General features: G+C 46.5%; 13 protein-coding genes. 10 read left to right on the forward strand and 3 right to left on the reverse strand.

Annotated features, from left to right (window positions below; translation table 11 throughout):
* Positions 1-122 precede the first annotated feature (122 nt).
* Entirely contained in the window at positions 123-1,874 is a 1,752-nt protein-coding gene (locus AB6F11_RS10680) for a diguanylate cyclase domain-containing protein (protein ID WP_102394351.1), read from the reverse strand.
* Between the two features lie 91 nt (positions 1,875-1,965).
* A complete protein-coding gene (locus AB6F11_RS10685) occupies positions 1,966-2,919 on the reverse strand; it encodes a TIGR01212 family radical SAM protein (protein WP_102394350.1) in 954 nt (317 codons plus the stop codon).
* Between the two features lie 529 nt (positions 2,920-3,448).
* On the opposite strand from AB6F11_RS10685, the gene gltB (AB6F11_RS10690) reads away from it, so the two are divergent.
* The 10 genes from gltB (AB6F11_RS10690) (at position 3,449) to AB6F11_RS10735 (ending at position 20,796) form a co-directional block, all read left to right on the forward strand.
* Positions 3,449-7,996: a glutamate synthase large subunit gene (gltB, locus tag AB6F11_RS10690; RefSeq protein WP_017059305.1), complete on the forward strand. Its 4,548-nt coding sequence runs from the start codon at positions 3,449-3,451 to the stop codon at positions 7,994-7,996.
* Positions 7,996-9,465 (forward strand): glutamate synthase subunit beta, encoded by a 1,470-nt coding sequence (locus tag AB6F11_RS10695; RefSeq protein ID WP_076673880.1) that lies wholly within the window; start codon positions 7,996-7,998, stop codon positions 9,463-9,465. Before gltB (AB6F11_RS10690) ends, AB6F11_RS10695 begins: the two co-directional genes overlap by 1 nt.
* A gap of 430 nt (positions 9,466-9,895) precedes the next feature.
* Positions 9,896-14,359 (forward strand): glutamate synthase large subunit, encoded by a 4,464-nt coding sequence (gene gltB, locus AB6F11_RS10700; protein WP_102394349.1) that lies wholly within the window; start codon positions 9,896-9,898, stop codon positions 14,357-14,359.
* Between the two features lie 16 nt (positions 14,360-14,375).
* Positions 14,376-15,788 carry an FAD-dependent oxidoreductase gene (locus AB6F11_RS10705; RefSeq protein ID WP_102394348.1) on the forward strand — a complete coding sequence of 471 codons (1,413 nt, stop codon included), beginning with the start codon at positions 14,376-14,378 and terminating at the stop codon, positions 15,786-15,788.
* A 179-nt stretch (positions 15,789-15,967) separates the two neighbouring features.
* Positions 15,968-16,396, forward strand: a complete 429-nt coding sequence (locus AB6F11_RS10710; protein ID WP_102394347.1) for a DUF1499 domain-containing protein — start codon at positions 15,968-15,970, stop codon at positions 16,394-16,396.
* Positions 16,397-16,523: 127 nt separating this feature from the next.
* Entirely contained in the window at positions 16,524-17,219 is a 696-nt protein-coding gene (gene mtnN / locus AB6F11_RS10715; protein WP_017090520.1) for a 5'-methylthioadenosine/S-adenosylhomocysteine nucleosidase, read from the forward strand.
* Between the two features lie 10 nt (positions 17,220-17,229).
* On the forward strand, positions 17,230-18,183 hold the full coding sequence (locus tag AB6F11_RS10720; RefSeq protein ID WP_102394346.1) for a cobalamin biosynthesis family protein: 954 nt from the start codon (positions 17,230-17,232) through the stop codon (positions 18,181-18,183).
* 1 nt (position 18,184) lies between these two features.
* Positions 18,185-19,054 (forward strand): vitamin B12 ABC transporter substrate-binding protein BtuF, encoded by an 870-nt coding sequence (gene btuF, locus AB6F11_RS10725; protein ID WP_102394345.1) that lies wholly within the window; start codon positions 18,185-18,187, stop codon positions 19,052-19,054.
* A 74-nt stretch (positions 19,055-19,128) separates the two neighbouring features.
* Positions 19,129-19,746 (forward strand): TRIC cation channel family protein, encoded by a 618-nt coding sequence (locus AB6F11_RS10730; RefSeq protein WP_102394344.1) that lies wholly within the window; start codon positions 19,129-19,131, stop codon positions 19,744-19,746.
* Positions 19,747-19,950: 204 nt separating this feature from the next.
* Entirely contained in the window at positions 19,951-20,796 is an 846-nt protein-coding gene (locus AB6F11_RS10735; protein ID WP_102394343.1) for a LysR family transcriptional regulator, read from the forward strand.
* Here the strand turns inward: AB6F11_RS10735 and AB6F11_RS10740 are convergent.
* The gene (locus tag AB6F11_RS10740; protein WP_012603222.1) at positions 20,747-21,526 is read right to left on the reverse strand and encodes a TSUP family transporter; all 780 of its coding nucleotides are present in this window, start codon (positions 21,524-21,526) and stop codon (positions 20,747-20,749) included. The genes AB6F11_RS10735 and AB6F11_RS10740 overlap by 50 nt on opposite strands.
* Positions 21,527-21,703: the final 177 nt, after the last annotated feature.

The following is a 21,703-nucleotide window of genomic DNA, read 5'->3' on the forward strand; positions in this document are numbered from 1 at the left end:
ATCACACGCAGCAAGAGATCCGCAGCAATATCATGGTCAAACAATCAATATAGTGGTAACCAATCAAGATAGTGCTAAGCAACCCCAAAAAGACAGGTTAACCCAACCATAAATTTATAGAACTAGCTAATTGAAGAAGGATGTACCATTGAACGATTTCGACCGTCAGATTTAGCTTGGTAGAGTGCACTGTCAGCCATCGCAACTGCGGACTCCATTTCGTCATCAGGTGATGGAATATAAGAAATAATGCCAATACTCACCGTGATAAATTCAGAGACCGCTGATTTTTCGTGTATCAGACCTAACTTAAGTACTTCATCATGAATACGACTTGCAACAAGAAGCGCACCATCCGTAGTCGTATTTGGCAAAATAAAGCCGAACTCTTCCCCGCCATAACGAGCCACGCAATCAGACGAGCGACTGAGTACTTGCTTGAATGCCTGCGAAACTTGAATCAGAGCATCATCACCTTGCTGGTGACCATAAAAATCGTTATAGCCTTTAAAAAAGTCGATATCACACAGCATGATCGTCAATGGTAGCCTCTCACGCACATGGTAATGCCATAGTGTCGAAAGCTGTTCATCGAAACGACGTCGGTTAGACACTTTAGTCAGGCTATCCATAAAGCTGAGGCGTTCAAGTTCAAGGTTGGCTTCTTCAAGCTTTTGTTCTGCTAGATAACGCTCTGTAATATCACGCGCCATGATCAACACACCATTAGTGCTCGATGCTGGATCTCTAAACGGTGATTTGACTACATCATACCAAGTAAATGTTCCATCACTTGAGACCACTTTGTCGATATAACGCAGTGATTTACTTTGATGAAGCACTTGATGATCGGTTTCTGATATTCGCGTATAGATGCTATGTGGCACCACATCTTGTAAACGTTTACCGATCAAGTCACTGACTTCAGAGATACCCAGCGCAGCCACAAATGGTTTATTACACGCTTGATAAACCATGTTTTCATTAAAGATACCAATCGAGTCTGGGCTGGCCTCCAGGAGGTTTTGCAAGATGGTGTCACGCTGCGCAAGTGCCACTTCGGTATCTTTTCGCTTCTCCATCTCGCCACGCAGTTTCTGCTGCATGTCATGCCAATCGGTCACATCATGACTAATAGAGAGCGTGCCGATGGTTTCTCCATCTTGGGAAAGCAGCACACTTTGGTAGGTTTCAAGCAAGCAGCTTTTTCCATCTTGATCTGTAGTCCAAGAGCGTTCACTTACACGACCTTTTAATACTCCACCAGAAACACTCAGGGTGCCCTCTTCAGCACGACCATGCCAAAACTTTTTAAACGAGCGATTACTCGTCACTAACTGACCTTTCTGATCTTTCACGTAGATCAGCTCAGACAAAGAATCCAAAGCGGTACGAGCAACATTCAGTTCTCGAACTTCTTGGGACAGTTCTTCGTTAGTGTTTTTATAAGGTGAGGCGTGAATCATCCAAGCCTGCTTATTTCTAAAATGGATCTTACGACCGATCAAGTTGATCTTGAACGACTCAAATTCAGAAAGCGCCCACAGGGAGACCTGCTCGAAGGCTCGAGAGTTGATGTGGTTGGTTAAGTAGTGACGAAAGCTGTTCTCGCTTTCCACAGTAGGAAAGCGAAAATTAACACCGATTTGGCGGATACCAAGCAACTGCATGGCTTGGCGATTGGCATAGAGTATTTCGCCACTTCGAACATCAACAAAGTAGAGTGGCGACGGGGTAGCAAGTAGAAGCGTTTCGATATGCGACTGATAACGAGAATAGAGATGCCAGCAGATGAGAGCAATCAGCAATACAACAACGATATAAATACCGTAGCCATACGCCCTGTCCCACAACCAAGTCATTACCAGTTCCATTTACTCTCAATCTATACCATAAAATCTGCTAGGGAAATGTTACCACTATTTATTGGTTTTATCTGCTGTTACCTACAGTCACCCATTTCTATTAATTGGCCGCGTTTAAAACAGGCAACGTGTACTCGAATGCAGAGCCCGTTTTGATGCCTTGAGCACCGGTTTTATCCAACGAACGACCTATTTCAGTCATCGCTAACCAGCGGTTCTCACACCATAAAGGAGAAAGTAAGGTTGGGCGTCTCGCCGCTGAAGAAACACGGTGATAAACCACGTCCGCAGGCGTGCGTTGAATGATCTCACTCGCGATATCGATGTACTCTTCAAGGCTTGGGGCTTCTAGCTTTCCGGCCTTCCACGCCTTAGCCATGGTACTGCCCTCTACTATATGAAGGCCGTGCAGCTTAATACCATCGGTGCCAACGGCTAATACCTTGTCTAAGGTTTCAAGGTTATCCGCTTTGGTTTCTTTTGGTAGGCCAACAATCAGATGAGTACACACCTTGATACCTAAAGCGCGTGCGCGTTGGGTGATCGTTTCATACACTACAAAATCGTGGCCGCGGTTAATTCGCTTGAGGGTTTTATCATTGGCGGTTTGCAGGCCAAGCTCGAGCCAAATCTCATAGCCTTGTTTAACGTAGCCCGCTAACAGATCCAACACCGCATCAGGCACACAGTCTGGTCGCGTACCAACACAAAGGCCGACGATCTCTGCACCGGGTGCTTTTAGCGCCTCTTCATACATATTCTTGAGCACTTGCACCTCAGCATAAGTGCTGGTGTACGCCTGAAAGTAAGCCAGATACTTCTTAGCACGAGCAATTTCACCCGCACGATCTTTTAGTTGTTCTGCAATACTCTGAACCTGAGTTTGTTCATCGGCAAAGGAAGCCACGTTACAAAACGTGCAACCTCCACGGCCAATTGTCCCGTCTCGGTTTGGGCAGCTGAAACCACCATGAAGCGTCAGCTTGTGAACCTTCTCGCCATAACGGCGTTGAAGGTCTTGGCCGATAGTATTGACCAACTCGTGTAATTGCATATTTTCAAAGCACTCAAGTAAATAAGAATGAATATCAGTCTTTTTTGAAAAAAAATTACATCCCTGCAAAATTCGACCAATTAGTTTACTCAAGGCTTTTTGCGAGCAACCTAACAAATATCAATAAACATGCAAAAAATCGGCTCTATTTGCCTAATGTTGCACATTTGTTAGGCATTAAATTCAAAATAAAACGAAAAAAATGGTCTACATGGGTCAACTTTCATTGCAATTCGCCTAGACAAAATTGTAGGATACTTACACATATTGGCTATTTTTGAGTATTTACTTACAACGAAAACTTGCTAATAAGTCGGTGATATCTAACTCCCACCTATATAAACCACTAGTTTGTGGTTAAAAATAAACAGGTATCACTAAGGATTGTTTTTCTCGCAATACTTTTCCTGCGAGATACGGAAAGGATTCAAACCGCCAGCATAGGCAGGTTTAGACCCATAAATATAAAAGGACAAGGCTGACTTTATACAAATAAGTTGCGCCTAGATTTAACTGGAAGGATGTATCTATGGTAGATCAAGAGCAGAACTCACAGGGTCTGTATACTCCTGAATTGGAGCATGACGCTTGTGGTATCGGTTTTGTTGCGCATCTAAAGAATCGCAAATCTCATGATGTAGTAACTCAAGCACTCGATATGCTTGCACGTATGGAACACCGTGGCGGCCAAGGCTGCGATCCGTGTTCTGGTGATGGTGCAGGTATCCTGCTACAGAAGCCGCACGAATTCTTACTAGAAGAAGCCGTAAAGCTTGGAATTAAGCTGCCATCTTTTGAAAAATATGGTGTTGGTGTTGTACTTTTCCCTAAAGATGAACACAAACGTGCACAGTGTCGTGACATTCTAGAACGCAATGCACAACGCCTTGAGTTAGAAGTTATCGGTTACCGTGAACTTCCAACGGACAATTCAATGATTGGTGCTGACCCACTAAGCACTGAACCTCAATTTGAACACGTATTTATTTCTGGCGGCCCTGGTATCACACCAGAAGAGCTTGAGCGTAAACTGTATGTTCTACGTAACTACACGGTTCGTGTATGCCTAGAAAGCGTTTCAAATATCGGTGATGACTTCTACATCAACTCTATGTCTTACAAGACATTGGTGTACAAAGGTCAGCTAACAACTGAACAAGTTCCTCAGTACTTCCTAGATCTGCAAAACCCAACCATGGTGACAGCTCTAGCACTAGTACACTCTCGCTTCTCTACCAATACATTCCCACGTTGGCGTCTAGCTCAGCCTTTCCGTTACATCGCGCACAATGGCGAAATCAATACGGTTCGCGGCAACCTGAACTGGATGAAAGCACGTGAAGCAATCCTAGAATCGGATCTGTTTACACAAGCTGAAATCGACATGCTGCTTCCTATCTGTCAGGAAGGTAGTTCGGATTCATCAAACTTCGATATGGCACTTGAGCTACTTGTTCTTTCAGGTCGTACTCTGCCACACGCGTTGATGATGATGATCCCGGAAGCATGGCAAGAAAACAAAAACATGGATCCAACTCGTCGTGCGTTCTACCAGTACCACGCGAACGTAATGGAACCATGGGATGGCCCAGCATCAGTATGTTTCACCGATGGTGTTCAAGTAGGTGCAACACTTGACCGTAACGGTCTGCGTCCTTCTCGCTACACAGTAACTAAAGACGACTTCCTAGTAATGGCGTCTGAGTCTGGTGTTGTCGAGATTGCACCTGAAAACGTTGAGTACCGTGGTCGTCTACAACCAGGTCGTATCTTCGTTGCTGACCTTGAGCAAGGCCGCATCATTTCTGATGAAGAAGTGAAAGACAGCATTGCTAAAGCACAACCTTACGAAAAGTGGGTTGAAGAGAACCTTCTGAGCCTGAAAAAGCTACCGGATGCGAGCAACGAATTTAGCCAACCTTCTCCAGAGAAACTACTACACAAACAACAATCGTTTGGCGTGAGTTCTGAAGAAGTAAACGAAATCATTCTACCTCTTGCGAAAACAGGCTACGAGCCACTTTCTGCAATGGGTGCTGACTGGCCGCTAGCGATTCTTTCTCACCAATCGCAGCACCTTTCAAACTACTTCAAACAGTTGTTTGCACAAGTAACTAACCCGCCGATCGACCCGATTCGTGAGCGCATGGTTATGTCTCTGAACACTTACCTAGGTAAAGACCAGAACTTACTTGCTGAAACACCTGAGCACTGTCAAAAAGTAGAACTTGAGTCTCCAGTACTGTCTAACTCTGAGTTAGAAAAACTGCGTGCAATCGATAACGAGCACCTTCAGGCGAAGACGCTGGATATCGTATTCCAAGCAAATGGCGACCAAGGTAAGTTAGAGCGCGCACTTAAGCGTATCTGCCAATACGCAGAAGACGCAGTGATTGATGGCTACTCTATCATCCTACTGACAGACCGTGCGGTTAACTCTAACCATGCCGCTATTCCAGCAATGCTGGCGGTTGGCGCGGTTCACCACCACCTAATCCGTAAAGGTCTACGTGCTAAGTGTGACATCGTTGTTGAAACGGGCGACGCTCGTGAGACACACCACTTTGCAACGCTTATCGGTTATGGTGCAAACGCAGTTAACCCATACCTAGTTATTGAAACGATTGTTGAACTGCAACGTACTAAGAAGCTAGATCCAAACGTACACCCACGTGAGTTATTCGATAACTACCGTAAAGGTGTTAACGGCGGTCTACTTAAGATCTTCTCTAAGATGGGGATCTCTACGCTGCAGTCTTACCACGGTGCACAAATCTTTGAAGCACTTGGTGTTAGCAAATCAGTGGTTGAAAAATACTTCACAGGTACTGTTTCTCGTATCCAAGGTCTAACGATCGACGATATCGCGCGAGAAGTATTGGTTCGTCACCGTGTTGGTTACCCAGCTCGTGAAATTCCAGCTCAGATCCTTGATGTTGGTGGTGTTTACCAGTGGAAACAACGTGGTGAGAAACACTTATTCAACCCAGAAACGATTTCTCTACTTCAAGAATCGACGCGTAACAAAGATTACGGTCAGTTCAAGAAGTACGCAAAAGCAGTTGATGACCAAGGCGACAACGCAGCAACGCTACGTAGCCAACTGGACTTCATCAAGAACCCTGCAGGCTCTATTCCTCTAGCAGAAGTAGAACCAATCGAGAACATTCTTAAGCGTTTCGCAACCGGCGCAATGAGCTTTGGTTCAATCTCGCATGAGGCTCACTCAACACTGGCTGTTGCGATGAACCGCATTGGCGCGAAATCAAACTCAGGTGAAGGTGGTGAAGATCCAGCACGTTTCGAACGTAAAGAAAACGGCGACTGGGAACGTTCAGCAATCAAACAGGTGGCTTCTGGTCGCTTTGGTGTAACGTCTTACTACCTATCTAACGCTGATGAGCTACAAATCAAGATGGCTCAAGGTGCGAAACCGGGCGAAGGTGGTCAACTACCTGGTGATAAGGTTGATGACTGGATCGGCGCAACGCGTCACTCGACTCCGGGCGTAGGTCTTATCTCGCCACCGCCACACCACGATATCTACTCAATCGAAGATTTGGCTCAGCTGATCTACGATCTGAAAAACGCGAACCGTAACGGTCGTGTCAACGTGAAGCTAGTATCAGAAGCTGGCGTAGGTACGATTGCATCGGGTGTAGCGAAAGCGAAAGCTGACGTGGTACTTATCGCAGGTTTTGATGGTGGTACGGGTGCATCTCCGATGTCTTCTATCCGTCATACCGGTCTGCCTTGGGAGCTGGGTCTAGCGGAAACGCACCAAACACTACTGAAAAACGGCCTACGTAACCGTATCGTTGTTCAATCTGATGGTCAGATGAAAACACCACGTGATCTTGCAGTAGCAACGTTACTTGGCGCTGAAGAATGGGGCGTAGCAACAGCAGCTCTAGTGGTTGAAGGCTGTATCATGATGCGTAAGTGTCACAAGAATACATGTCCTGTTGGTATCGCTACACAGAACAAGACTCTGCGTGAACGTTTCGACGGCCGCGTAGAAGACGTAGTCACTTTCTTCCAATACATGGCTGAAGGTCTGCGTGAAGTAATGGCTGAACTTGGCTTCCGCTCTATCGATGAGATGGTTGGTCAATCGCACAAACTTAAAGTTCGTGATGACATCGGCCACTGGAAGTACAAGAACCTAGATCTAACACCTGTACTGCACATTGAGCAGGCACGTGAAGAAGATGGTATCTACAACCAGACGCAACAAAACCACAACCTAGAAGACGTTCTAGACCGCAAGTTGATTCAAGCTGCGATTCCAGCTCTTGAGAAAGGCGAAGCCGTGAATGCGAGCTTCCCTATCATCAACACGGACCGCTCTGCTGGTACCATGCTGTCGAACGAAATCTCGAAGGTTTACAAAGACCAAGGTTTACCACAGCCAATGAACGTTAAGTTCCACGGTAGTGCTGGTCAATCTTTCGGTGCGTTCCTTGCGAAAGGCGTTAAGTTCGAAGTAGAAGGCGACGCGAACGATTACTGGGGTAAAGGTCTGTCTGGCGGTACTTTGGTACTGTACCCAGATGCGAAATCTTCTATCGTTGCTGAAGATAACATCGTGGTTGGTAACGTATGTTTCTACGGTGCGACCTCAGGTGAATCTTTCATTCGCGGTATGGCAGGCGAACGTTTCTGTGTTCGTAACTCAGGTGCGAAGGTTGTTGTTGAGGGCGTTGGTGACCACGGTTGTGAATACATGACTGGTGGTGTTGCCATTATCCTTGGTTCAACAGGTCGTAACTTTGCTGCGGGCATGAGTGGCGGTGTTGCTTATGTTTGGGACAAAGCGGGTGACTTCGAAACCAAGCTCAACCCTGAACTTGTAGACCTAGATCCAATTGAACAAGAAGATAAAGATCTTCTACTGGATATGCTAACTAAGCATGTTGAATTCACAGGAAGTGAAGTTGCTCAATCTTTCCTAGACAACTTTGAAGCAAGTGTTGCATCGCTAGTTAAAGTAATGCCACGCGACTACAAAGCTGTTCTTGAAAAGCGTAAAGCTGAAGCACAACAGGCACAAACGGAAGAAGTGGAGGCAGTATAATGGGTAAGCCTACTGGATTTTTAGAACACGGTCGTGAGCTTCCAAAGAAGCTCGACCCGTCAGTTCGAATTGAAGACAACAAAGAGTTCGTACTTAACGAAGAGTTTGGTGAAAAGATCAATACTCAAGCCTCTCGTTGTATGGACTGTGGCGTACCTTTCTGTCACAACGGCTGTCCGATTGGTAACATCATCCCAGAATTCAATGACGCGGTTTATCGTGACAGCTGGGAAGAGGCTTGGAACATTCTAAGCTCTACCAACAACTTCCCTGAGTTTACAGGTCGTGTTTGTCCTGCTCCTTGTGAAAGTGCCTGTGTTCTTGGCATCAACCAAGACCCAATCACTATCTGTAATATCGAGAAAACGATTGTAGAAACTGCGTACCGTGAAGGGTACGCAAAGCCTAAGACACCACGCTCTCGTACAGGTAAAACTGTCGCGGTTATCGGTTCAGGTCCTGCTGGCTTAGCCGCAGCTGAGCAGCTAAACAGCGCTGGTCACTCGGTAACGGTATTTGAACGTGACGAGAAAGTCGGTGGTCTACTTCGCTTCGGTATCCCAGATTTCAAACTGGGTATGGACGTGATTGATCGTAAGATCAACCTAATGGCTGAAGCTGGTGTTGAGTTTAAAGTGAACCAACACATCGGTGTTGATGTTAATGCTCAACAGCTACGCCAAGAATTTGATGTGGTATTGCTAACGGGTGGTTCTACGGTTCCACGTGATTTACCAATCCCAGGTCGTGAGCTGAAAGGCGTTCACTTTGCCATGGAATTCCTTGGTCAAAACAACCGCCGAGCCAACGACTTAGATCTTAAGACAGAAGAACTTCACGCAAAAGATAAGCACATTGTGGTTATCGGTGGTGGTGATACGGGTTCTGACTGTGTGGGCACATCAAACCGTCATAAAGCAGCAAGCATTACTCAGGTTGAGATCATGCCGATCCCACCAGAGAAACGCCCTGCAAATATGCCTTGGCCTCAATACCCAATGATCATGAAAACGACCACTTCTCACGAAGAGGGTTGTGAACGTCATTGGAACATCCTGACTAAAGAGTTCATCTCTGACGATAACGGTAATGTAACCGGACTTCGTATCGCTGACATCGTTTGGCAAGACGCGAAACCAGGCGAACGTCCAGGTTTTGATGAAGTAGCGAACTCTGAACGTGTTATCCCTTGTGACATGGCATTCCTTGCAATGGGCTTCTTACACCCAGAGCCAACAGGCGTGCTTGCTCAACTAGACATTAAACTGGACGAGCGCGGTAACGTTGCTTCTGAAGGTTTTGCAACCAACCAGAAAGGCGTTTTCGCTGCTGGTGATATGCGTACTGGCCAATCTCTGGTTGTACGTTGTATTAATGAAGGTCGTGAATGTGCAATTGCCATTGATGACTTCTTAATGGGTAACTCAAACTTAGAAGCGAAAGCAGATTCACTCATGCTTTCCGCATAATATTTCTCAGGCTAACGTCGATGACGTTAGCCTAGAGGAAAAGCAACACCCTTCCTAACTTTTATGTTTGGCTAGCACTCGATGCTAGCCTTTTTTCTATCTGCCTTACGGCTCCTGCGACATTCCCTTCGTGGCACATGTTAAATTCCATTAACATCCACCTTTTATATCCCTTTGATATCATTCTACTATTTTAGATTATTACGTGGTTAATCGCGTTTACGCGTGATAATTAACCATGAACTTGACCTTAAACACAATTAGCTATACGTTGTAAAGCTGGTGAAAATAAAACCAATCGGTTTTGTTAACACAACCAATAACGTTTTAACTAGCTAAAGACAAACTATAAGCTTATAAAAAATAACAAGTATATGAATAGTTAGTCATTTACTGTCTGGATGACAGAGAAGCAAAAGGGAGAATTGCAATGGCTCTATATGATCCTAGTCTTGAAAAAGACAACTGTGGATTTGGTTTAATAGCGCAAATGGAAGGCCAACCGAGTCATAAGTTGGTACGAACTGCTATTTCAGCCCTCGATCGCATGACACACCGTGGTGGTATTGCTGCGGATGGTAAAACAGGAGATGGCTGTGGCTTATTACTACAAAAGCCAGACTCTTATCTCAGAATTATTGCAGAAGAGAATAATTTCAAGCTCGGCAAGCAATACGCTGTCGGCATGATTTTCTTCAGCCAAGACCCAATCAAAGCGCTATCCGCGCAAGACATCGTCAATAAAGAGCTCGCTCAAGAGACTTTAACCGTTGCAGGCTGGCGGGTCGTGCCGACCAACACCGACGTATTAGGTCCAATCGCAAAAAATTCCGTTCCTAATATTCAGCAAGTGTTTATCTCAGCACCTGCAGGGTGGCGTGAACGCGATATTGAACGACGCCTTTACATCGCTCGTCGTCGAATTGAAAAGCAGATCACAGAAGACAAAGATTTCTATATTTGTAGCCTTTCGACACAAGTCATGGTTTACAAAGGCTTGTGTATGCCGGCCGATCTTCCAAGATTTTACCTCGATCTTGCTGACTTACGTATGGAATCAGCAATATGCCTGTTCCACCAGCGCTTCTCAACCAATACTCAGCCGCGTTGGCCACTGGCTCAGCCATTCCGCTATTTGGCGCACAATGGTGAGATCAATACCATCGAAGGTAACCGTCAGTGGGCTAAAGCTCGTGCCTATAAATTCTCTTCACCACTGCTGCCCGATTTACAAACGGCCGCCCCCTTTGTGAATGAGACAGGCTCAGATTCATCAAGCCTAGATAACATGCTCGACCTGTTCCTTGCCGGTGGTATGGATGTATTCCGAGCGATGCGCATGCTCGTGCCGCCCGCTTGGCAAAACCACCCAGACATGGATCCCGATCTGCGTGCATTCTACGACTTCAACTCCAAGCACATGGAACCGTGGGATGGCCCTGCGGGTATCGTACTGTCTGACGGCCGTTATGCGGCATGTAACCTCGACAGAAACGGCTTACGCCCTGCTCGCTATGTGATCACAAAAGACAACCTAATCACCTTGGCATCTGAAGTCGGTATCTGGAATTATGCGCCAGACGAAGTGGCAGAGAAAGGACGTGTTGGCCCTGGTGAATTACTCGTTATTGATACGCGTCGCGGTAAGCTATGGCAGTCGAACGAGATCGACAATGATCTTAAAGGCCGTCACCCATATAAAGAGTGGATGGATAAGAACGTTCACAAATTAACACCGTTTTCCGCACTAGCAGATGACCAAGTCGGTAAGCGTAATTTTGATGATGACACCCTAAAGACCTATCAAAAACAGTTTGCAATGAGCAACGAAGAGTCAGACCAAGTACTGCGTGTACTCGGTGACATGGGACAAGAAGCGGTCGGTTCTATGGGCGACGATACGCCAATGGCAGTGCTGTCTTCTAAAGAGCGCCTAATCACCGACTATTTCCGTCAGAAGTTTGCTCAAGTCACCAACCCACCGATTGATCCTTTGCGTGAAAAACACGTTATGTCTCTGGCAACCAGTATCGGCCAAGAGATGAATGTGTTCTGTGAAACCGATGGGCATGCTTACCGTGTGACGTTTGATTCACCCGTTCTGCTTTATTCTGATATGCAGCAACTTCTGCAATTAAATCAAAAGCATTATGGCCATACGATTCTTAGCATGCACTATGACCCAGCAGAAAAAGATCTCGAACAAGCCATCAACGACTTGTGTGATCGTGCGGTTCAAGATGTACGTGACGGCGCCGTTTTGGTTGTGCTTTCAGACAAAGGTTTAGAGAAAGGTAAGCTACCCGTTCCAGCAGCAATGGCTGTCGGTGCAGTACAAACTCGACTCGCAGACACCAACCTACGTTGTGATGCTAACATCGTGGTTGAAACAGCAACCGCACGTGACCCACACCAATTTGCAGTATTGCTTGGTTTCGGCGCCACCGCGGTTTACCCGTATCTCGCTTATGAAGCTCTGGGCAAAATGTTGGACGATGGTTCATTAGATAAAGACTATCGCACTGCATTGCAAAATTACCAAAACGGTATCAACAAAGGTCTGTATAAGATCATGTCGAAGATGGGTATCTCGACAATTGCTTCGTATCGCTGCTCGCAGTTATTTGAGGCGGTCGGTTTACATACCGATGTCGTTGATTTGTGTTTCCGTGGCGTAACGACTCGTATCCAAGGTGCTAGCTTTAGCGACTTCCAACAAGATATCTATAATCTATCTCGTAAAGCATGGACTAAGCGTAAACCACTGGAACATGGTGGCTTACTCAAATACGTACATGGCGGCGAATACCACGCCTACAACCCAGACGTAGTCAGCACCTTGCAAACCGCAGTAAAGACAGGTGAAACATCGGATTATCAATCTTTTGCGAAGCAAGTTAATGCTCGTCCTGCTGCTATGCTGCGCGACTTAATGAGCCTCAAAAAAGCCGATCAACCTCTACCTCTAGAACAAGTCGAGCCAAGTAGCGAGCTCTTTAAGCGCTTCGACTCGGCGGCCATGTCGATTGGTGCCTTGAGCCCAGAAGCTCATGAAGCGCTAGCCATGGCGATGAACCGCTTGGGTGGTTATTCTAACTCTGGTGAAGGCGGTGAAGATCCACGACGCTTTGGGACTGATCGCAACTCACGAATCAAACAGATAGCTTCTGGTCGTTTTGGTGTGACGCCACATTACTTAACCAATGCGGATGTTCTACAAATCAAAGTTGCACAAGGTGCGAAGCCAGGAGAAGGCGGTCAACTGCCAGGTCATAAGGTCACAGCAGAAATCGCCAAGCTGAGATACTCAGTTCAAGGCGTAACATTGATCTCCCCTCCTCCACATCACGATATTTATTCTATCGAAGATCTGGCGCAGCTGATTTTCGACCTTAAGCAAGTTAACCCTAAAGCCTTGGTTTCAGTGAAGTTAGTGTCTGAACCGGGTGTCGGCACAATTGCCACAGGTGTAGCGAAAGCCTACGCCGATTTGATCACCATTTCTGGTTACGATGGTGGTACCGCAGCGAGCCCACTGACCTCGGTAAAATACGCAGGATGCCCTTGGGAACTAGGGCTAGCAGAAACCCAGCAAGCACTGGTTGCTAATGGGCTTCGTCATAAGATCCGTCTACAAGTCGATGGCGGTTTAAAAACCGGTCTTGATGTGATTAAAGGTGCGATTTTAGGTGCTGAAAGCTTTGGTTTTGGTACCGCGCCGATGGTCGCAATGGGTTGTAAGTTCTTGCGAATTTGTCATCTCAACAACTGTGCAACGGGTGTCGCGACTCAAGATGAAACACTACGCCGCGAATACTTCAAAGGTCTGCCTGACATGGTGGTGAACTACTTTACTGGCCTAGCCGATGAAGTTCGCCAATACCTTGCAGAACTTGGCGTAGAAAAACTCACGGACCTGATTGGTCGCACGGATTTACTTGAAGCCGTTCAAGGCCTCACCGCGAAACAAAGTAAACTCGATCTATCTTCAATACTCGAAGCTCCGGTATCTCCAGAAGGTCACCCACTGTTTTGGACCGAGCCAAACGCACCATTTGATAAAGCTCAGCTCAACCAACAGATTCTGGATGATGCACTCGATGCAATTGAGAAACGTCAATCCACCAGCCTTTACTACAACGTGATCAACACAGACCGCTCGATTGGTGCTCGTATCTCTGGTGAAATTGCTAAGCGATACGGCAACCAAGGGATGGCAGGTTCACCAATCAAGTTATATCTCGACGGTACAGCAGGCCAATCTTTTGCGGTTTGGAACGCAGGCGGCGTTGAGCTTTACCTAACAGGCGATGCCAATGACTATGTTGGCAAAGGCATGGCTGGCGGCAAAGTGGTTATCAAGCCTCACCAAGGCACCGCATTTACTTGTAACGAAGCGACCATCATAGGCAACACCTGTCTGTATGGCGCAACTGGAGGCAAGCTGTTTGCAGCTGGTACGGCTGGCGAACGATTTGGCGTACGTAACTCAGGTACGGTTGCTGTGATTGAAGGCGCTGGTGACAACGCCTGTGAATACATGACCGGCGGTATTGTTGCCATTCTTGGCGCAACTGGCGTCAACTTCGGTGCGGGTATGACAGGTGGCTTCGCTTATGTCATGGATAAGAACGAAGACTTCCAAGGCCGAGTAAATAACGAGTCGGTCGAGGCACTTTCTCTGTCTGACTTATTTATCCACCAAGAACATCTGCGTGGCTTAATTGCAGAGCACTTAGAAGAGACTGGCTCAGTACACGCTGAAGCTATTCTGGCGAACTTTGATGAATGGATTCCAAAGTTCTACCTAGTGAAGCCAAAGACGGCGGATCTGAACACCTTGCTCGGCCACCAAAGCCGCAGCTCAGCTGAACTTCGTGTTCAAGCGCAATAATTGGAAGGAGCCAATAATGAGCCAGAATGTATACCAATTTATTGATGTGAATCGCGTAGACCCAGCGAAGAAACCAATCAAGATACGTAAGATTGAGTTTGTAGAGATCTACGAACCTTTCACTAAACAGCAAGCGAAAGCGCAAGCAGACCGTTGTTTAGACTGTGGTAACCCATACTGTGAATGGAAATGTCCTGTTCACAACTACATCCCTCAGTGGCTTAAGCTTGCCAATGAAGGGCGTATTATCGAAGCCGCTGAACTGTCTCACCAAACCAACAGCCTGCCTGAGGTTTGCGGTCGAGTTTGCCCTCAAGACCGCTTGTGTGAGGGCTCTTGTACCCTCAATGACGATTTCGGTGCAGTAACCATTGGCAATATTGAAAAGTACATTACCGACAAAGCCTTTGAGATGGGTTGGAAGCCTGACATGTCTCACGTTGAATGGACCGATAAAAAGGTCGCGATCATCGGTGCAGGGCCGGCAGGTCTAGCGGCGGCTGATATCCTAGTTCGTAATGGCGTAAAAGCCGTTGTGTTTGACCGCTATCCGGAGATCGGCGGTCTACTGACGTTTGGTATTCCATCGTTCAAGCTTGAGAAAGGTATCATGGAGAATCGTCGCCGTATCTTTAGCGAGATGGGCGTTGAATTCCGAATGAATACTGAAGTTGGCAAAGACATTCAACTTCAAGAGCTGGTCGATGGTTACGACGCTGTTTTCCTTGGTGTAGGCACTTATAAAAACATGCGTGCGGGTTTAGACAACGAAGATGCACCGGGCGTTTATGATGCTCTGCCATTCCTTGTTTCCAATACCTACAAGGTCATGGAACTGGAAAACCCAACCCCATTTATCGATATGCAAGGTAAGAAAGTCGTCGTGCTTGGTGGTGGTGATACTGCGATGGACTGTGTCCGAACGTCTATTCGCCAGCATGCTGCTAACGTCGTCTGTGCTTATCGTCGTGATGAGGCCAACATGCCAGGCTCTCGCCGTGAGGTGAAGAATGCAAAAGAAGAAGGCGTGAAGTTCATGTTCAACCTTCAGCCATTAGCATTGGAAACCGATTCATCTGGTCATGTTACTGGCGTCAAAGTGGTGAAAACGGCGCTAGGTGAACCCGATGACGCAGGTCGTCGTCGCCCAGAACCCGTAGAAGGCAGTGAGCATGTTCTTGAAGCAGACGCCGTTATCATGGCATTTGGTTTCCAACCTCATGCAATGGAGTGGCTAAAACCATTTGGTGTAGAGCTCGACCAATGGGGTCGCATCAAGGCTCCCGGTAAACAAGAATTTCAATACCAAACCACCAACAGTAAGATCTTTGCAGGTGGTGATGCCGTTCGAGGATCTGACTTAGTGGTAACCGCTATCGATGAAGGCCGTAAAGCAGCAGAAGGGATCTTGGACTACCTAGAAGTGTGATGGGTATAAGGTTTCCTTTATTACTCAAGCCGTTACTATAAAAAAAGGATCCAATCATGGATCCTTTTTTGAATTAGATACGTTTGATGACAAGCACAACGATAAATAATTAGAACAATCGCAAAAGAACCAATACCGATAACTAGAATTAAAACTAAAACAACGCCATAGGAAACACTATGAAAAAAGCCGCTCTCCTTTCTCTATCTCTTTTGACTTTAACCGCTTGTAGCCAAGGAATCACGGACATGAAAGACAGAACTTCATCACCTTGTGGAGACAAACCAAACTGCGTATCAACTCAAGATGACCGTGAGCAGCATGCTTTGGCCGCGTTTGAGTTATCAGATTCAGCAAACTTAGATGCGATTGAGCAGGTTGCGCTAACCTTACCGGGATCGAAAACCGCGAGTAAAACAGAAGATTACCTGCGTGTTGAATGTACTTCTCGCATCATGCGCTTTGTCGATGACTTAGAACTTAAGATCACTGCTGGCAAACTGATCGTGCGTTCAGAGTCTCGTACTGGTCACTCTGATTTTGGCGTAAACCGAAAGCGTGCTGAACAACTTCGCGCTAGCTTAAAAAGCGAAGGCCTGATCAAATAGATAAAAGAATACGCAGATAAATCGCTGCTATTCGGATGAGAAGTGCCTCTGGGCAGTCGCTCGACACTTCTTATCCATGCTACAATTTCGCTCTACTGTTTAAATATTATTTATTAAGAGACTACACATGAAAATCGGCATCATTGGCGCAATGGAGCAAGAAGTTGCGATCCTAAAGGCAGCAATTTCAGACATTACTGAAGTTAATAAAGGCGGTTGTACCTTTTTCTCTGGTCAGATAAATGGTGTTGACGTTGTTTTGCTTCAATCAGGCATTGGTAAAGTAGCCGCTGCAGTGGGTACTTCAATCCTACTAAGCGAATACCAGCCAGACGTAGTACTAAACACGGGCTCTGCTGGCGGTTTTGATTCAACACTGAACCTTGGCGATGTGGTTATCTCAACTGAAGTTCGTCACCACGATGCAGATGTTACAGCTTTCGGTTACGAAATCGGTCAAATGGCAGGTCAACCTGCAGCGTTCAAAGCGGACGACAAACTGATGGCTGTTGCTGAACAAGCACTAGCGCAAATGGAAGATAAGCACGCCGTTCGCGGTCTTATCTGTACTGGCGACGCATTTGTTTGCACAGCAGAACGCCAAGAGTTCATCCGCAAGCACTTCCCATCTGTCGTTGCTGTAGAGATGGAAGCATCTGCTATCGCTCAAGCTTGTCACCAATTCCAAGTACCATTCGTGGTCGTTCGTGCAATCTCTGACGTTGCAGACAAAGAATCACCAATGAGCTTCGAAGAGTTCCTGCCACTAGCAGCGCAAAGCTCTTCTGAAATGGTTATCAAGATGGTTGCCCTACTAAAGTAAGCGACTAGACATGCAAACACTGTTTGATCAGGTATTTGCAAATGGCGTGCTCCTTGTGATGTGGGGAGCACTGCTTTTTCATTTAATTTTACCTATCCCCCATGCCGCACACCCCACGACCTTATGGCATAAGTTTGCTGAGCTTTTAGCAAGCAAGGTTAATAACAACCACAACTATTCCCAAAGTTTAATCTCAGGCACATTAGCCTGGGGGTTAATGGTACTGCCAACTCTGGTTATTCTATTGGCACTGCAACCATTGGTTTGGCAATCTCAACTGTTTGAATTGGCACTGTTATTACTCGCGATTGATTGGCGCAATAATGAAAAGCTGGCTAACCAACTGATCAAAGTACTTGGCCGAGAAGATAAAGCGGCCGCTCGTCAGTTACTGGCTCCGATTGTCAATCGTCAAACCGAATCACTTTCGTCACTTGGCCTCGGCAAAGCCGCCACAGAAACCATCATCATGGGTTACGCTCGTAACGTAGTTTGTGTGTTGTTCTGGTACGCCATTGGTGGTGGAATCGCTGCGTTAATGTATCGCCTTGTGGTCGAGTTAGCTCGAGCTTGGTCACCAAGTCGCAAGCAATTTTCTCCATTCGGCTCAACGGCGATCAAGATAGTCGCGATTCTCGAATTTATACCGATGCGTTTGTTTGCTTTGATGATCGTATGTGGTGATAAAGCAACGCACACATTTAAAATGATGCTAGTCCAAAGTCGCTCTTGGCCCCTACCCGGCCCAGCCTGGTTGATCACGGCCGTTGGCAACAAGCTGGAGTTATCATTAGGTGGCCCTGCGATTTACGGCAACACTAAAGCCATTCGCGCGAAATTAGGCGGAAGAATCGCACCATCAGCCCTGCATCTATCTCAGGTTCAGAAACTACTCTTTGGTCGCATCGCTATCTGGATCTTTTTACAAAGCCTAGCCTTACTATTTATTCACCAAGGGATTTAGAGTGAAACCTTCAGTACTTGTTACAAGCCTTACTATTTTGTCTTCCAGCTTATGGCTGCCTTTATCATTTGCAGAAGAAGCACCACTGATTCCAGAAAAAGTACAGCCGGCTCAACGCGTGGTCAGCCTTGCTCCTCATGCCACTGAACTCGCGTACAGCGCTGGTTTAGGTAACAACCTTGTAGCCGTAAGTGAACGAAGTGATTACCCACCACAAGCCGACAAGCTCGAAAAAGTAGCAAACTATCAAGGCATCAAGGTTGAAAAGATCATCGCACTGCAACCTGATTTAATTCTTGCGTGGCCAGCAGGAAACCCGCCCAGAGAACTCGCGAAACTAGAGCAATTTGGTTTTAATATTTACTACTCCAAAACCAAAAGCCTAGACAGTATCGCAACCAATATTGAACAACTGAGCCAATACGCTAGCGATCCAAGTATTGGCGAAAATAACGCTCAGCAATACCGAAAGCAGCTCAACGCGTTGAGACTAAAATACAAAGATGCCGAGCCAGTAAACTACTTCTACCAACTCAGTGAGAAGCCGATCATCACTGTTGCTCAAGGGCACTGGCCAAGTGAGGTGTTTGAGTTTTGTGGTGGCCACAATATTTTTGAAGACAGCGCCTCTCCCTATCCGCAAGTTGGTATTGAACAAGTTGTATTAAGAAAACCGCAAGTAATCTTCACTTCTCAGCACGCGATTGAGAATGGAACCATGTGGCAAACATGGGAAGATGAGATCCCAGCTGTCGCTCAAAATCAGATTTGGTCCCTCAATTCTGACTGGATTAATCGCCCGACAACGAGAACTTTGAAAGCGATCCAACAAGTGTGCGATTTCTTTGATAGAGCTAGGCAAAATCACTAACTATTTGCTGCGTTTTTTCGTACAATTCGCCACCGACCTGTCCCTACAATTTTAACTATAAGAGCACCAGTATCATGGACTCCATGCTGCTTTATATTATCGATTTATTTGGCACTGCCATTTTTGCCGTCTCAGGCGTATTTGTCGCTGGCCGTCTTAAGATGGATCCCTTTGGTGTCGCTGTTTTAGGCAGTGTAACCGCGATTGGCGGCGGTACAATTCGTGACATGGCATTGGGTGCAACTCCCGTGTTTTGGATCACCGATACCACCTACCTTTGGGTCATCATTACCACCTGCTTGCTGACCATGATTATTGTAAGACGCCCGAAACGTCTGGCTTGGTGGATATTGCCGGTATGTGATGCGATTGGCCTAGCGGTGTTTGTTGGCATTGGTGTAGAAAAAGCACTTATCTATCAAGATTCAGCACTAGTGGCGATCATCATGGGTGTCATCACCGGCTGCGGTGGCGGTATTATCCGCGACGTACTTGCCCGTGAAGTGCCTATGATTCTAAGAAGTGAAGTCTACGCGACCGCTTGTATCATTGGTGGTACTTTCCATACCATGGCGATCAGCATGGGGCACGATTCAGAAACTGCATTTCTGGCCGGCGTGTTCTCAACACTATTGATAAGGCTTGGCGCTATTCGTTGGCATTTATCATTGCCGACCTTCGCCATCAAATAAGCTAACGTTACAAAGTGAAAGGCTCCGTAAAGGAGCCTTTCTTAATTTGAGCTCCCCAACACAATTATTATGCTCTCGCGCTACACGTGCGAGCATAGCTAAAAATACCTAACTTGGTTCAAAGCTTTAGTTTCAAGACTAGAGAATGAATGTTGTTTGAGGTAAGTTGAAACAATCATTCCCAAATTTCATGAATATAACCCAATGCTACTCGAAGGAATCGAAACTCTACTGGTATTGAGTAAAGCAAAGACCATGAGCCGCACAGGCAGTTTGCTTTATATCAGCCAATCAGCGGTCAGCAAACGGATTGCGAATTTAGAAAAGAAGCTAGGTAAAAAGCTCATTGAACCGAGTGGCCGACAGATAAAACTCACGCCAGATGCGATAGCATTAATAGAGAGTATTGGCCCGACATTCAATGAACTTCGTGGGCTTATTTATGAACAGCAAGAGTTGGAAGATACCACTCTCATCACCCTAGACAGCAATAAGTCTCTGATAGCCGGTTATTTAGGTGAGATGATGGGCCAATTTATCCAGCAAGATAAGTACATCACCATTACCACCAACCACACGCCGAGAATTATCGAACGGGTGCAGTCCGGCAAGGCGACCTTGGGGTTGTGTGCTGGCTTACTGCCACCACATCATGGGTTGATGACCTTCCATCTTTTTGATGAACCGTTTTACATAGTGAGTAAGTCGCCGCTAACGGATCTCCCTCCAATGGTCATCACTAACGACATGACCAATCCAGCCAATTCTTATCAACTTTCTGTATTAGAAAAATTTGGTATCAAACCCTTGATGGAGATGGATGCCTACACCGCAGCGGCGCAACTTGCATTGGGCGGGACTGGGCCAGCGTTGATCCCGCTCTCTATCGTAAAAACACTCAATATTGAGCCTCAATATCTGTATAGCTTCACCGAATTAGCAGGCTTGATTCGGCCGATTCATATCTGTGTCAGACCAAATAGTTACCAGTCTCCACGAGTTAAAACACTGATAGAATCCATTGTTGATGCTGTTCCCAAAGCAGTTTAGACGCCATTAGCATCGACATCACGATCACAAGGGGGCGAATCCATTTCTGCCCTTTTGTCACCACCACTTTAGCGCCAAGCTGAGCGCCCATAAATCCACCGACCGCCATCACTAATCCCAACTCCCAAATAGGCAAACCAGCCAAAATAAAGAAAATTAAGGCAGCGATATTCGAGGTAAAGTTAAGTACTTTAGTACGCGCCGTAGCATCGACTAACGAGAAGTGACCAATAGCAACAAAGCAGACGGTGAAGATAGAACCTGTTCCTGGGCCAAAAAAGCCATCATAGAAACCCACGCCGCCACCAATACACAGAGCAAACATCGCCTCAGAGATCTTCTGTTTTCCTTCAGACGCTCTAGTTTGGGGTGCCAACAGGAAATAGAGAGAGATAGCGATAAGCAGCAGTGGGATAACACTGGTCAGTAGGCTCGCATCAATGTGCTGGACTAACTCAGCGCCAATTGCAGAGCCAATAAAGGTACAAAAGATAGCAAGGCGCATCTCTTTGATGCTGACGATACCGTTGCGCACGAAATACCAACTCGCGGAGAAGCTGCCAAATGAGCTTTGGAGTTTGTTGGTTGCCAGTGCCTGCGTGGGTGGAACTCCAGCCGCTAGCAATGCAGGTAGAGTCAGTAACCCACCGCCGCCAGCCATTGCATCAATAAAGCCTGCTGCCGTTGCAACAACAAACAAGATAGCCAATATTTCTAGAGTAATTTCCATATACCCAACGCCTTAAAATCCTGTGTAGCGACAAGTTACCACTCACAGCAGACGAGCAATAACGAAACACAAGATTCTAACCTATTCCAAATATTCATCATTAAGCTACCGCGGAATAACAGAATCGAGTAGGAGGAGGCCTCGCAGCCTCCGTCCTCTCACACCACCGTACAAGCG

Origin of the sequence: Vibrio sp. 10N.247.311.14 (assembly GCF_041467715.1) — a bacterium.
Lineage (GTDB): Bacteria > Pseudomonadota > Gammaproteobacteria > Enterobacterales > Vibrionaceae > Vibrio > Vibrio crassostreae_C.

Bases quoted from the DNA above. Each gene is read 5' to 3' on its own strand.
- AB6F11_RS10680 (WP_102394351.1), bottom strand. From the start codon at position 1,874: ATGGAACTGGTAATGACTTGGTTGTGGGACAGGGCGTATGGCTACGGT.
- AB6F11_RS10685 (WP_102394350.1), bottom strand. From the start codon at position 2,919: ATGCAATTACACGAGTTGGTCAATACTATCGGCCAAGACCTTCAACGC.
- gltB (WP_017059305.1), top strand. From the start codon at position 3,449: ATGGTAGATCAAGAGCAGAACTCACAGGGTCTGTATACTCCTGAATTG.
- AB6F11_RS10695 (WP_076673880.1), top strand. From the start codon at position 7,996: ATGGGTAAGCCTACTGGATTTTTAGAACACGGTCGTGAGCTTCCAAAG.
- gltB (WP_102394349.1), top strand. From the start codon at position 9,896: ATGGCTCTATATGATCCTAGTCTTGAAAAAGACAACTGTGGATTTGGT.
- AB6F11_RS10705 (WP_102394348.1), top strand. From the start codon at position 14,376: ATGAGCCAGAATGTATACCAATTTATTGATGTGAATCGCGTAGACCCA.
- AB6F11_RS10710 (WP_102394347.1), top strand. From the start codon at position 15,968: ATGAAAAAAGCCGCTCTCCTTTCTCTATCTCTTTTGACTTTAACCGCT.
- mtnN (WP_017090520.1), top strand. From the start codon at position 16,524: ATGAAAATCGGCATCATTGGCGCAATGGAGCAAGAAGTTGCGATCCTA.
- AB6F11_RS10720 (WP_102394346.1), top strand. From the start codon at position 17,230: ATGCAAACACTGTTTGATCAGGTATTTGCAAATGGCGTGCTCCTTGTG.
- AB6F11_RS10730 (WP_102394344.1), top strand. From the start codon at position 19,129: ATGGACTCCATGCTGCTTTATATTATCGATTTATTTGGCACTGCCATT.
- AB6F11_RS10735 (WP_102394343.1), top strand. From the start codon at position 19,951: ATGCTACTCGAAGGAATCGAAACTCTACTGGTATTGAGTAAAGCAAAG.
- AB6F11_RS10740 (WP_012603222.1), bottom strand. From the start codon at position 21,526: ATGGAAATTACTCTAGAAATATTGGCTATCTTGTTTGTTGTTGCAACG.